Source organism: Brevundimonas kwangchunensis (genome assembly GCF_039523815.1).
Classification (GTDB): Bacteria; Pseudomonadota; Alphaproteobacteria; order Caulobacterales; family Caulobacteraceae; genus Brevundimonas; species Brevundimonas kwangchunensis.
In genome coordinates this window covers 1-12,617 of record NZ_BAAAGA010000010.1, presented here as the reverse complement: position 1 = coordinate 12,617, position 12,617 = coordinate 1, and the positions used below count along the sequence as shown (strand labels likewise).

Here is a 12,617-nt window from a genome sequence, read left to right as displayed (position 1 = left end):
AGCGAGACCGTAAACGCGCCATGACGACCGGCGTTCACCAAGAACACTCCCTGCTGCGAACTCTGGCAAGGTGGGCCTTCCACCTCGCCGCACTGGCGGCCGTCTGCGCGCCCCTGCCGCTGGCGTTCGCAGCGCTGAGCGGGATCGGGCACCGGTGGGTCGACATCCTCGCCCAGTTCACGGGCCCGGCGGTCCTGCCGGCCGTGCTGCTGACCTTTGGTTTCGCGATCATTCGCCAGCGCGGCTGGGCGATCGCCTCGGCAGCGATGACCGCGCTGCTGCTGATCGCAGTCTGGCCTCAGTGGTTTCCGGATCAGGGAGAGCCGCGCGAAGGGGCGCCCGTCGTCCGGGTTTATTCGGCCAATCTCTACTATCTGAACGACGATGTGGCTGCGATCCGGTCCTCCCTTGAGACGGCGGACGCCGACATTGTGATCCTCATCGAACTTGGCGAGGAAGCGACCCGCCAGGCCGACGCCATCCTCGAAGGTTATCCGCATCGCGTCGCCTCACTGCGGCTGGACGTGACGCGGGGGCCGTCTCGCTCGGTCATAGCCTCGCGCTATCCCCTGCGCGCACTGCCCGATCCGCCGGATGGGCTGCATTCGGTCGGCGCAGTCGCGGACTCTCCGCTGGGCCATCTGAACCTGATCGGCGCGCACCTCACCCGCCCGTGGCCCTATCAGTACCAGTGGGGCCAGATCAGCCAGACGATGGCCCTGACCGATATCCGCAAGACATTGGCTGGACCGGTGATCATCGCCGGTGACTTCAACAGCGTGTCCAGCGCACGCATCGGGCGGCAGGTGAAGTCGGACATGGGTCTGATCCCCGCGCCCGGCGTCACAGGCACTTGGCCGACCGCCCTGCCGCCGATCCTGGGCATCACCATCGATCAGGTGTGGCGCTCCCCCGATCTGGCCCTGCTCAGCCGCAAGCTCGGACAGACCAACGGCTCGGACCACCTGCCTGTCGTGACCGAGTTCACCCTCGCGGCGGAGTGATCAGAGCCGCAAGCCGGTCAGCGTGGCCCTCGACCGGAAAGTCGTCCGCGATCCAGCCCGCCTCGAAGGCCTTCAGGATACGGCCGGTCTCAGGACCGGGCGGCACGCCCAACCCAACGATGTCCTTGCCGCCAACCGGCATGACGGGAGCGTCCCAGGTCGCGGCCAGAGCCCGCAGGCGGTCGCCATCGCCTGAACGTGACGGGGTCTCTCCCGAGCGCCGGGTCAGGAGCTCCCTCACGGCCCGTCGGCCATGGCGATAAACCGCGACACGCAGGGCATGGTCGGTCAAATTCAGGTCCACATCGGCCGCGGCCTGCGCCATGTCGGTCAGACGATCCCGCGTCGCGTTAGGCAGTCGCAGACCTTCCGTGACCCTGCGAAGGAGATTGGCGTCCAGCGGAAGCAGAGCCCCGAGGCGTTCGACCGGATCGTCCATTCGGGTGACGACGGCCTCGAACAGGGCGAGATCATCGGCATCGGGGAGGACCTGTGCCAGCACACCGGTGTCCGCCATGGCGCGAACGGCCGGACGTGGGTCGTCAGCAGCCAGCAGCTTCATCAGCTCCTTCGAGACCCGTTCGGCCGATAGACGAGTCATGCCAGACGCCAGCTCGCGGCAAGCCTCCAGTCCAGCCGCATCCATCTCGCCGCGACCGTACCAAGCGAAGAAACGGAAAAACCGCAGGATGCGCAGATAGTCCTCACGAATGCGGGTGGCCGGATCGCCGACGAAGACGATGCGCCCTGCGGCGGCGTCTTCCACGCCCTGTCCCGTCGGATCAAACACCTGACCTTTCGCGTCGGCGTAAAGGGCGTTCAGGCGGAAATCGCGACGCGCGGCGTCCTCGGCCCAGTCATCGGTGAAGGCGACCGTGGCGTTGCGGCCATCCGTCGTGACGTCGCGCCGGAGCGTGGTGATCTCGAACGGCTTTCGATCGGCGACGGCCGTCACCGTGCCGTGGGCGATGCCGGTGGGCACAGCCTTCAGTCCCGCGACACGGATGGCCTTTTCAGTTTGCTCGGGCTTCAGCGTCGTGGCGATGTCGATATCGTCGATCGGCCGCCCCATCAAAGCATTGCGGACGCAGCCGCCGACGAAACGCGAACAGCCGGGCCCGCCTGCCGCCTCAAGGGCCGCGACGACCGCGCGAGTGGCAGGGTCGTTCAACCAGGCCTGATCCGTCAGTCGGGTCACGCCGCGTCCTCACCGGCGGCGTGCAGGGGGCTGGCTTCATCGCCGTAGAGGCGGTCGCGCAAGGCCCGGACGATCCCGGCCGTCGCGCCCCAGATGTATCGCTCGCGATACGGCATGGCCCAGAACCAGCGCAGGGGCTGACCCTCGAGCTGGTAGGAATCCCGGCGATGGTTGGCCGGGTCCATCAGAAAGTCCCAGGGCGCCTCGAACACCTCGGCCACCTCGGCGGGTGACGGGGTGACCTTGGGCGGCTCCGCCAGCCAGCCGATGACGGGCGTGACCAGAAAGCCGGTGCCGGTCTCATAGGGATCGCCCAAGCCCAGCACCTCGACGACTCCGGGATCCAGCGCCACCTCCTCGTTTGCCTCGCGCAAGGCGGCCATGACCGCGGTCTCGCCGGGATCCAGACGGCCGCCGGGGAAGGCGATCTGACCCGTGTGGCTGGCGAGGTTGTCGGAGCGCCGCGTCAGGAGCACGGTCGCCCCATCCGGCCGCGCGATGATCGGCACGAGGACGGCGGCGGGACGCAGGGTCTTGCCCGCCCGCGGCGCGTCCGGGTTCAGGTCGAAGTCCGAACGCGCGGCCCCCAGCTCGGGCGCCCAGGCCTCGACCGGCGCGAGACGCTCGATCAGCCGCTCTCTCAGCGTCGACAGGCTCATGCGACGCCCGCTCCGGCCGGCCCCAGCGGGAACGGCACGCCGCCCGAGCGGATGGTCAGACGATCCCGCTCGACTGTCGCCGCCTCGACCAGTTCGTAGAAGACGGAGCGCGCCACACGGGCCCAGAGGTCGGCGCGAATGTGAATGCGCGGCGCGGGCTCTCCGGTCGCCGGGTCGGTCTCGACGATCAGCGGATGGTCCTCACCCGCTTCGACCGTGTCGCCGACATCGGTCGTGAAGGCCCAGGCTTCGCCGCGGCGCTCGGCCGTCACGGCGCGGAACGGCAGGTCATCGACCTTGATCGACAGCTTCTCGACAGGCGTGACGAGGCAATAGCCGTCCGGATCCTTCCGCAGCACGGTCGAGAACAGGCGCACCAGCTCGGGCCGGCCGATCGGCGAGCCCTCGTGCATCCAGACGCCGTCGGCGCGGATCAGGATGTCGATCTCGCCGCAATGCTCGGGATGCCAGAGATGGACGGGCGGCAGGACGCGGCCCGCAGGCTTCGCTGCTTCCGCGACGGCGGCCAGTCCTCTGTTGCTGTCGGCGGGGGCGGACATGGGTCCAGACTTAGGCGCTACGCCCGCGCGTGCAAACCCGCTCAGGCGATCTCGACCGGACCTGAGGGGGCGCCGGGCCCGCGCCACAGCACCCGGCGCTGATCCACCGGCCCCGGCAGAGCGGCATCCGGCGCGGCCACGAAGCCGAAGCGGTTGAAGTAGGGCGGATCGCCGACCAGCAGCACCCCAACGCCGGCCTGCGCCGCATGGTCGATACAAGCCTGAACGAGCTCGGCGCCCAGCCCACCCTTGCGGCTGTCCGCATCGACGGCGATGGGGCCAAGGAACAGGGCGGGCTGATCACCGACAGTGATCGCCCACAGACGCACCGACCCGATCAGGCGGCCGTCCTCGTCGCGCACGATGAAGCCGGCGGCGATGGTCCCGCCCTCGCGCAGGCGTTCTGCGGTCTTGGCGAACCGGCCCGGGCCAAAGGCGCGCATGATCAGCGCCTCAATCGCCGGGATGTCGGCGAGGGCTTCGGGCCTGACGGGCAGGGTCTGGACGGCGACGTCGGTCATTGCGGCGCGCACCTAAGGCGCACGCCGCCGGGAATCAACCGGCTTTCGAGAAGTCCGGCGCGCGTTTCTGGGTAAAGGCCATGAAGGCCTCCATCGCTTCGGGGCTCTTCATCTGGCTGCCGAAGGCCTCGCCCTCGCGCTGCATCAGGGTCCAGAGGGCCTCGGCATCGCGCATCAGACGCTTGGTCTTGCGGAGCGAGTTCGGCGCGCGGGCGGCCAGCTTGCCGGCCAGTTCCTGCGCGGTCGTCTCGACCTGATCGGCCGCCACGGCGCGGTTGGCGAGGCCCCAGGCGACGGCGGTGCGTCCGTCGATCGGCTCGCCAAGCGCGAAGATCTCGAACGCCCGCTGATGGCCCAGCACGCTTGGCAGCAGCAGGGACGAGGCCGCCTCGGGCGCCAGGGCCAGATTGATGAAGGGCGCCGACAGCAGAGCGTCCTCGGCCACAACGACCATGTCGCAGTGGAGCAGCAGCGTCAGGCCGATGCCGACCGCCCGGCCGCGCACCGCCGCCACCGCGGGTTTGTCCAGATCGGCCATGGCCTTGAGGAAGCGGAAGACCGCCATATCGGACGGATTTCCCGTCTGCGAGCCGATGGCGATGAAGTCGGCGATGTCGTTTCCGGCCGAGAAGCTGTCGCCCTCGCCGGTGAAGACCAGCACCCGCACCGTGTCGTCGGTCCGGGCGCGCTCTGCCGCCTCGGCCAGCGCCGCGTACATGGCCTGGGTGATGGCGTTCTTCTTGTCCGCCCGCGCCAGGGTGACGGTCAGGACGCCGCCGGCCAGTTCGGTCTTGATGTGGTCGGTCATGCCGCCTCCTCCCCAGTACTCGTTGCACTCCACCAGTCGACGCCGTCGGCGTCGCGGGTGCGTGTCGCCCGCCCCTGACGGAATAGGTAGTTCAGGTGGGCAATGCTCTCGCCCGTGGCCATGCCGCGCACGCCATCTCCGACGGGCCGAGCGAACAGGCAGCCGAAGACGTCCACGGCCCGCTTCGGCGTCGCCAGTGACCGTTCCAGACGCTTCAGCGAAACATTGTGGCCGCGGATCAGGGCGTCGAGCCGGCTCCAGACGCCCCGGAACGGCGCGCCGTGCGACGGCAGGACCAGAGCGTCTTCCGGCAGGGTGGCCTTCATCCGCTCGAGCGAGACCAGCCAGTCGCCCAGAGGATCGGCGTCCGCCTCGGTCGGCCAGACCGACACATTGGACGAGATGCGCGGCAGGATCTGGTCGCCGCCCAGCACCACACTATCGGCCTCGCGCCAGAGACACGCATGTTCGGGGCTATGGCCTTCACCAACCACCACCCGCCAGCCCTGTCCGCCGATGTCGATACGATCCCCGTCACGGATGCGGCGATAGGAGGCTGGGAGGGGCGACACCGCCTTGCCGAACTGGCCGAACTCGCGGCGGTACTTCGCGATCTGCTCCTCGTCCCAGCCGGCGGCGCGATAGAAGCGGGCTCCGCTCTCCGGCGCCGGCTGGCCGGTGTCCGCCAGCAGCATCCGCGCCATGACGTACTCGAGCCGGGTCATCAGCAGCGGCGCGTCGAAGCGCTCGCACAGCCAGCCGGCCAGGCCGATGTGATCCGGGTGCATGTGGGTGCAGATCAGCTGCGTGATCGCCCGTCCCTCAAGCGGGCCGGCCAGCAGGGCTTCCCACTCTTCCTTGCTGGATGGAATGCCGAGGCCGGTGTCGATCAGCGCCCAGCCGTCACCGTCCCGCACCGCGTAGACATTGATGTGGTCCAGCGCCATCGGCATGGCCAGCCGCATCCAGAGGATATCCGGCGCGACCTGCACGGCTTCTCCGGACGCCGGCGGACCGGCGAAGGGGTAGGTCAATCCGCGTTCGGTTGACGTCGCATCTGCGGGCGAGCCGTCGGCCAAGTCCGTCTCCAATCGAAACGGATGATCGATACCCCGAACTTCGCGTCGGCGTCCAGTTTATCAGATACCGCCTTGACCCCGACACGACCCGGAGCAAGGTTGCGCCGACACAAATCTGGGCCGGAGTACCCCTGTGAAAAACAAGATGATCATCGGTCTGATCGGAGCTTTCGCCGTCTCGATCGGGCTGTCGCAACCGGCACTGGCAAACAGCGCCGTGACCTATGCGGGCTCGGGTCAGCAGGCCAGCGGCGCCGCCCGGGCCGAGGGTGAAACCCGTGGCACCCGCATGACGCGACAGGAGCGTGGTCGCAGCCGCGCTCCCAGCCCGGAGCAGGTCCGCGCCGCAGCCCAAACCCACCTGACGGCGGCCGGTGTCACCTGTTCGCTGACCGAGGCCGTCAACCCCGGCCGGATCGGCACGACCGACGTCTATGAAGTCGCCTGCGACAGCGCGCCGGGCTACATCCTGATGGCGTCGACGCCTCCGCAAGCCTTCGACTGTATCGAGCTGGCCGGCACCGCCGCGACGGCGCGCGCCGCCGATCCTGCGGCCGACGTCGGCATGCAGTGCATGCTGCCCGCCAACCAGAACGGCCTTCAGGTGATCAGCGCATGGGCACAGCAGGCCGGCGCTGCCTGCACGATCGACCAGGCCCAGGCCGTGGGCAAACGTGGCAGCGACACCGTCTATGAAATCGGCTGCGCCAACGCGGATGGCTACTGGATGCAGAAGGTCGATGGCGCTTTCGCCCTGACGCCGTGCATCAAGGTGACGTCGCAAGGCAGCACCTGCCGCTTCACGACGCCGGAAGAGATCGCCACCAGCTTCCAGACCAAGCTGGCCGGCACCGAGGCAGAGAGCTGCCAGGTCGCCCAGGTCCGCCTGATGGGCGGCAACGAGAACGGCGAGTTCTACGAAGCCAAATGCGCCGCCGAAGGCGAAGGCTTCATCGCCCGCCTCAACGCCGAAGGCGTGACCCAGCAGGTCTATGCCTGCGCCAGCTCCGCCGCCCGGGTTATCGGCAGCGGCTGCACCCTGACGCAGGTTCCGGCCGCTCCGGCCACGGGCGGTCGTCCGTAAGCTTGACCACAGTCATAACCACGAACGCCCCGGAGGAAACTCCGGGGCGTTTTCGTTTGCGAGATCGCCGCTTCACAGACGCCCCCGACGCGCCTTAGCTTGGGCGTCATGCGTACCGCCACCTGGAATGTGAACTCGGTCAACGCCCGCCTGCCCACCGTGCTGGCGTGGCTGGAGGCCGCTCAGCCCGACGTCGTCGGCTTCCAGGAGATCAAATGCGTGGACGAGAAATTCCCGCGCGAGGCCTTTGAGAGCCTGGGCTACAACGTCGAGACCCACGGCCAGAAGACCTACAACGGCGTGGCCCTGCTCTCGAAATATCCGATGTCCGAGGTCGTGCGCGGCCTGCCGGGCGAGGATCAGTCCGGCGTCGAGGCCGAGGGCGTTCACTCTCGCTACATCGAGGCGCTGATCGAATGTCCGCGCCCGGTGCGGGTGGGGTGCCTGTATCTGCCGAACGGCAATCCGGTTGAGAGTCCGAAGTTTGCCTACAAGCTGGGCTGGATGGAGCGGCTGGAAGCCCACGCCCGCGCCCTGCTGGCGCAGGAAGAGGCCTTCACTCTATGCGGCGACTACAACGTCATTCCGACACCGGAAGACGCCAAGGATCCGAAGGCCTGGGTCAACGACGCCCTGTTCCAGCCGGAGAGCCGCGCCGCCTTCCGCGCCCTGCGCTACCTCGGCCTCAGTGAGGCGGGCGAACTGGGCAAGCAGCCGCCGGGGACCTTCACCTTCTGGGACTATCAGGCCGGCGCCTGGCAGCGCGACCACGGCATCCGCATCGACTTCCATCTGCTGTCGCCCCAGGCGGCCGACCGCTTCCGGGGCGTGGAAACGCATCGCGACGCGCGGGACATGGAAAAACCCTCCGACCACGTCCCCGTGGTCGTCGAACTGGAGGACTGATCCTTGGGCGAGGCGCTCCGGGTCATCCTGCTGGTGGCGCTGGCCGCGGCGGCGCTGACCACCGGAGCGTTGCTTCTGGCGTGGTGGATGGAACCTGTCCGCCGCATGAAGCGCGCCCTGCTGAAGTCGCTGGGCGCGCCGGCCGAGGCCGAGGCGATCTCGCCGGCCGAGGGACGCGCCGCCGGGCTGGACTTCGACGGCGCCCAGATCGCCGTGTTGTGGAACCGGGGCGGATCGGGTCTGGTCTATGCCTTCGAGGAGATCGAGGGCGGCGAGGTGATTGTGGACGGCCATGTCGTCGCGCGGGTCCGCCGCGGCGAAACGCGCAAGGCGCTGGACATCCTCGCCCCCGACGCCGAGCAGGTGGTGCTGAGGCTGATGTTCAACGACGCCCGGCATCCCGAGTTCGAGCTGGCCCTGTGGGACTCGGCCGAGGCGGTGCAGACCAGTTCACCGGGCGAGGCCCTGAGGCTGGGCCGGCGCTGGCTGTCGCATCTTGAAGCCCTGCTCAGGGGCTAGACGGATGGTCGCGGGGGTTCCTCCCCCGTCGCGGGAGCGCTAGAAGCCCCGTTCCTGATTTTAGTAAACTCTGGAGCGCCCCCGTGGCCCGCCTGTTCGACGCCTACATCATCGCTGACTGGACCGCCGCCGAGGGCAAGAAGCTGGGCGATCAGTCGGTCTGGATCGGCGTGGCCAAGCGCGACGTGCGCTTCCGCCTGTACACCGAGACCCACAACGTCGCGACGCGGGCCGAGGGCGAGGCCCTGCTGGGCAAGCTGATCTCGGAACACCGCAAGCGCGGCGACCGGGTGCTGGTCGGGTTCGATTTCAACTTCGGCTATCCCGTCGGCACGGCCGCGCGGCTGAAGCTCGACGGCGCCCCGTGGTCGGCGATGTGGAAATTCCTCGCCTCCAACGTGGTCGACAAGGCTGACAACACGAACAATCGCTATCAGGTCGCGGCCAAGATGAACCGGCTGATGACCGACGAGGCCTGGCCGTTCTGGGGCGCGCCAGCCAAGCAGGCGCAGCGCTGGCTGACGACGACCAAGCCGCCGGCCGGCGCGGGCGCCGACATCCCCGAGTTCCGGGCCACCGAGCAGGCGGTCCGCAAGGGCAAGCTCCAGCCGAAATCGGTCTGGCAGATGCATGGCGCGGGCGCCGTGGGCGGGCAGACGATGACCGGCATCCCGGTCGTGCGCCGCCTGCTGGAGAGCCTTGGACCGTCGGGCGCGGTCTGGCCGTTCGGCACGGGCTGGCGGGCGCTGGACGCCGCGGACGTGGAGCCCCTGTCGGCCCTCGTCGTCGAGGTGTGGCCGTCGATGTTCCCGGTCACGCCCGAGCAAGGCGAGTACAAGGACCAGGCCCAGGTGCGGGCGACCGCCGAGGCGCTGGCCAGGATGGATGAGGCCGGCGATCTGGCCACCGCCTTCGGTCCCGCCAAGGGAACCGACGAGGCGCTGGTGGCGCAGGTCGAGCAGGAAGAGGGCTGGATCCTGGGGGCGTAAGCCCCCTCTTCCACCCTACCCCGCGATCTGGCCGAAGTCGGCGACCCGGCCCATGACGCCACGCACCTGACCCAGCAGTTTCAGGCGGTTGTCCCGCTCGGCCGGGACGTTCGAGTTGACCATCACCTTGTCGAAGAAGGCGTCGACCGGGGCGCGCAGGGCGGCCAGGGCCGTCATGGCGGCGGCGAAGTCCTCGGTCTCCAGAGCGGCGTCGACGGCCGTCGCGGCGGCGGCGGCGGCGAAGGCGAGCTTCGTCTCTTCCTCCGGCTGGTTCGGCAGGCCGGTCTCGACCATGCCGGTCGGCAGCGCGCCCTTCTTCTCCTCGGCCTTGAGGATGTTGGACGCGCGCTTGTAGCCCGCCAGCAGGTTCGCCCCGTCATCGGTGGCGAGGAAGGCGTCGAGGGCCTCCACGCGGCGGACGATGCGGACGAGGTCGTCGTCGCCGAGGGCGAAAACGGCGTCGACGAGGTCGTGGCGCTTGCCTTGGTCGCGGAGGAGGACCTTCAGGCGGTCGGCGAAGAAGGCGAGGACTTCAGTTTGCACTGAGAGTTCGTCCACCGCGCGCTGGATGCCGGCCTGTGCCGCAAGAGCCGCGCTGACCGCACCTTCGGCGAGGCTGATCCGCACCCCATTCTCCAGCACCAGCCGGATCACCCCCAGCGCCGCGCGACGCAGGGCGAACGGGTCCTTCGAGCCGGTCGGCTTCTCGTCGATGGCGAAGAAGCCGACGAGGGTGTCGAGCTTGTCGGCCAGCGAGACGGCGACGGTCAGCGGGGCGGTCGGGACGGAGTCGCCGGGGCCCTGCGGCTTGTAGTGGTCGCGGATGGCGTCGGCGATGGCGTCGGGCTCGCCAAAGGCGCGGGCGTAGTAGCCGCCCATGACGCCCTGCAGCTCGGGGAACTCGCCGACCATGCCCGAGGCGAGGTCGGCCTTGGCCAGACGGGCGGCTTTCTCGGCCTGATCCGGATCGGCGCGGACCAGCGGGGCGATCTCGCGGGCTAGGGCGGCGATGCGGTCGACGCGGTCGGCCAGGGTGCCGAGTTTGGCGTGGAAGGTGACGCCCGACAGCTTTTCCTGCCACGGACCGAAGCCGACCTTCCGGTCCTCGTCCCAGAAGAAGCGGGCGTCGTTCAGGCGGGCGGACAGGACGCGGCTGTTGCCGGCGGCCAGCGCCTTGCCGCCGTCCGAAGCCTCGACGTTGGCGACGACGACGAAGTGCGGGGCGAGGCCGATATGGGCGACATCGCGCACCGCGAAATACTTCTGGTGCACCTTCATCGACAGGCGGACGACCTCGGGCGGGAGGTCGAGGAACTGCGGGTCCATGTCGCCGAGGATGGGCGTCGGCCATTCGGCGAGGCCGGCGACCTCGTCCAGCAGGCCGTCGTCGTCGACGAGGGCGAGGCCGATGTCATCACACGCCTTCTTCGCAGCCTCGAGGATGCGCAGTTTGCGGTCGGCGACGTCGATCAGGACGAACTCGCGTTCCAGCTTCGCACGGTAGTCGGCGAAATCCCTGACGGCGAACGGCTTGCCCGAACCGAGGAAGCGGTGGCCCTCGGTGGTGTCGCCGCTCTGGATGCCGTCGATCTCGAACGGGATCACAGCGCTGTCGAACAGGGCGACGATGCGCTTCAGCGGGCGCACCCAGCGCAGCGTGCCCGAACCCCAGCGCATCGACTTGGGCCACGGGAAGGTGCGGACGATCTGGTCGACCATGCCGGGGATCAGGGCGGCGGTGGACTGGCCCTTCTGGCTGATGACGGCGAACAGGACGCCGTCGCGCTCGACCAGCTGGTCGCGGGTCAGGCCCGTCTTGCGCAGGAAGCCTTCCAGCGCCTGTTCCGGCGCCGAGGCCTTGGGCCCCTTGAGCTCTTCCTCGCGGTCGGGCGTGGCGGCGGGCAGGCCGTCGACGACCAGCGTCAGGCGGCGCGGCCCGGCATAGGTGGTCAGGGCGTCATACGTCAGACCGGCCGCCTTCAGGCGGTCGGCGGCCATGCGCTCGAGATCGCGCGCGGCGCCCTGCTGCATGCGGGCGGGGATTTCTTCGGAGAAGAGTTCGAGGAGGAGTTGGGGCATCAGGCGACCAAGGAAGTTCCGTTCATCCCCGCGAAGGCGGGGAGCCAGTGCGGCAGACGATCCGCGCGCGGGCTATCCGATGCGTTGCGGAACGTCGTGCCCGCATCGCTGCATGTACTGGGTCCCCGCCTTCGCGGGGATGAGCGGAAGTGAGCGATCACGCCGTCTTCCTCTCCTGCTCGACGTAGGCTGTTGCGCAGGCTTTGCAGAGTTCGCGGATGCGGCCGATGTAGCTCTGGCGCTCGGCGACGGCGATGGCGCCGCGGGCGTCCATCAGGTTGAACAGGTGCGAGGCCTTCAGCACCTGATCGTAAGCCGGCAGGACCAGCGGCTGGCCCTGCGGGCCGGTCATGGCCAGCAGACGCGAAACCTCGGCCACCATGTCCTCGAACCGGCGCTTCAGGCCGTCCACGTCATAGCCGTGGAAATTGGCCTGCGACTGCTGACGCTCGTTCTCCAGGAAGACCTCGCCGTAGGTCGTGCCTTCCTTGGTGAACTTCAGATCGTAGACGTTGTCGACGCCCTGGACGTACATGGCCAGACGCTCCAGCCCGTAGGTGAGCTCGCCCGAGACGACGTCGACCTCGATGCCGCCGACGCCCTGGAAGTAGGTGAACTGCGTCACCTCCATGCCGTCGCACCAGACCTCCCAGCCCAGCCCCCAGGCGCCGACGGTGGGGTTCTCCCAGTCGTCCTCGACGAAGCGGATGTCGTGCAGTTTCGGATCGATGCCGATGGCCGCCAGCGAGCCGAGGTACAGCTCCTGAAGGTTGTCGGGGTTCGGCTTCAGCAGAACTTGATACTGGTAATAGTGCTGGAGGCGGTTGGGGTTCTCACCATAGCGGCCGTCGCCCGGACGGCGGCTGGGCTGGACGTAGGCGGCCTTCCACGGCTTCGGACCCAGCGCGCGCAGCACGGTGGCCGGGTGCAGGGTGCCGGCGCCGACCTCGATGTCATACGGCTGGAGGATCGCGCAGCCCTGATCGCCCCAGTATTTGTGGAGCGTCAGGATCAGGTCCTGGAAGGCGAGCGGTTCGGTCGTCACGGCAGGCATTTCATCCCGGGGAAGAAGGCGGCGGACCCTAGACGGTGAGGCTGCGACGGGGAAGACCCGCGCGGCGTGGTTGGATTGTTGTCGTAGCGTGACCCCTCCACCCCCGGCTTCGCCGGCGGTCCCCCTCCCCGCTACGCGGAGAGGTGAGGGGCATGCG

At 68.8% G+C, this 12,617-nt stretch carries 13 protein-coding genes; 5 read left to right on the top strand and 8 right to left on the bottom strand.

Annotation, left to right across the window (positions count from 1 at the left end):
* Positions 1 to 20: 20 nt before the first annotated feature.
* A complete protein-coding gene (locus tag ABDZ95_RS15170; RefSeq protein WP_343794817.1) occupies positions 21 to 1,004 on the top strand; it encodes an endonuclease/exonuclease/phosphatase family protein in 984 nt (327 codons plus the stop codon).
* Here ABDZ95_RS15170 and ABDZ95_RS15165 read toward each other — a convergent pair.
* Genes ABDZ95_RS15165 through ABDZ95_RS15140 form a run of 6 tightly spaced genes read right to left on the bottom strand, consistent with a single transcriptional unit; the run spans position 985 to position 5,784 of the window.
* Positions 985 to 2,202 carry a CCA tRNA nucleotidyltransferase gene (locus ABDZ95_RS15165; RefSeq protein ID WP_343794816.1) on the bottom strand — a complete coding sequence of 406 codons (1,218 nt, stop codon included), beginning with the start codon at positions 2,200 to 2,202 and terminating at the stop codon, positions 985 to 987. The two genes, ABDZ95_RS15170 and ABDZ95_RS15165, sit on opposite strands and share 20 nt — an antisense overlap.
* Entirely contained in the window at positions 2,199 to 2,861 is a 663-nt protein-coding gene (locus ABDZ95_RS15160) for a CoA pyrophosphatase (RefSeq protein ID WP_343794815.1), read from the bottom strand. The genes ABDZ95_RS15165 and ABDZ95_RS15160 overlap by 4 nt, the downstream gene beginning before the upstream one ends.
* The gene (locus ABDZ95_RS15155) at positions 2,858 to 3,421 is read right to left on the bottom strand and encodes a DUF1285 domain-containing protein (protein WP_343794814.1); all 564 of its coding nucleotides are present in this window, start codon (positions 3,419 to 3,421) and stop codon (positions 2,858 to 2,860) included. Before ABDZ95_RS15155 ends, ABDZ95_RS15160 begins: the two co-directional genes overlap by 4 nt.
* Positions 3,422 to 3,462: 41 nt before the next feature.
* Positions 3,463 to 3,942, bottom strand: a complete 480-nt coding sequence (locus ABDZ95_RS15150) for a GNAT family N-acetyltransferase (protein WP_343794813.1) — start codon at positions 3,940 to 3,942, stop codon at positions 3,463 to 3,465.
* Positions 3,943 to 3,976: 34 nt separating this feature from the next.
* Positions 3,977 to 4,750: an enoyl-CoA hydratase gene (locus ABDZ95_RS15145; protein ID WP_343794812.1), complete on the bottom strand. Its 774-nt coding sequence runs from the start codon at positions 4,748 to 4,750 to the stop codon at positions 3,977 to 3,979.
* Positions 4,747 to 5,784 (bottom strand): MBL fold metallo-hydrolase, encoded by a 1,038-nt coding sequence (locus tag ABDZ95_RS15140; protein ID WP_343794811.1) that lies wholly within the window; start codon positions 5,782 to 5,784, stop codon positions 4,747 to 4,749. The genes ABDZ95_RS15145 and ABDZ95_RS15140 overlap by 4 nt, the downstream gene beginning before the upstream one ends.
* Before the next feature lie 178 nt (positions 5,785 to 5,962).
* Here ABDZ95_RS15140 and ABDZ95_RS15135 point away from each other — a divergent pair, with 178 nt between their 5' ends.
* The 4 genes from ABDZ95_RS15135 (at position 5,963) to ABDZ95_RS15120 (ending at position 9,327) form a co-directional block, all read left to right on the top strand.
* On the top strand, positions 5,963 to 6,913 hold the full coding sequence (locus tag ABDZ95_RS15135) for a hypothetical protein (protein ID WP_343794810.1): 951 nt from the start codon (positions 5,963 to 5,965) through the stop codon (positions 6,911 to 6,913).
* Positions 6,914 to 7,021: 108 nt separating this feature from the next.
* Entirely contained in the window at positions 7,022 to 7,819 is a 798-nt protein-coding gene (xth, locus tag ABDZ95_RS15130) for an exodeoxyribonuclease III (RefSeq protein WP_343794809.1), read from the top strand.
* 3 nt (positions 7,820 to 7,822) lie between these two features.
* Positions 7,823 to 8,338: a hypothetical protein gene (locus ABDZ95_RS15125; protein WP_343794808.1), complete on the top strand. Its 516-nt coding sequence runs from the start codon at positions 7,823 to 7,825 to the stop codon at positions 8,336 to 8,338.
* Between the two features lie 83 nt (positions 8,339 to 8,421).
* Positions 8,422 to 9,327, top strand: coding sequence for a cobalamin biosynthesis protein CbiG (locus ABDZ95_RS15120; protein WP_343794807.1), 906 nt, complete (start codon positions 8,422 to 8,424; stop codon positions 9,325 to 9,327).
* 15 nt (positions 9,328 to 9,342) lie between these two features.
* Here the strand turns inward: ABDZ95_RS15120 and glyS are convergent, their stop codons facing one another.
* Together glyS and ABDZ95_RS15110 are read right to left on the bottom strand one after the other, a co-directional pair.
* Complete coding sequence (gene glyS / locus ABDZ95_RS15115) at positions 9,343 to 11,406, bottom strand: glycine--tRNA ligase subunit beta (RefSeq protein ID WP_343794806.1); 2,064 nt, start codon at positions 11,404 to 11,406, stop codon at positions 9,343 to 9,345.
* 157 nt (positions 11,407 to 11,563) lie between these two features.
* Positions 11,564 to 12,460, bottom strand: a complete 897-nt coding sequence (locus ABDZ95_RS15110) for a glycine--tRNA ligase subunit alpha (RefSeq protein ID WP_343794805.1) — start codon at positions 12,458 to 12,460, stop codon at positions 11,564 to 11,566.
* Positions 12,461 to 12,617 lie beyond the last annotated feature (157 nt).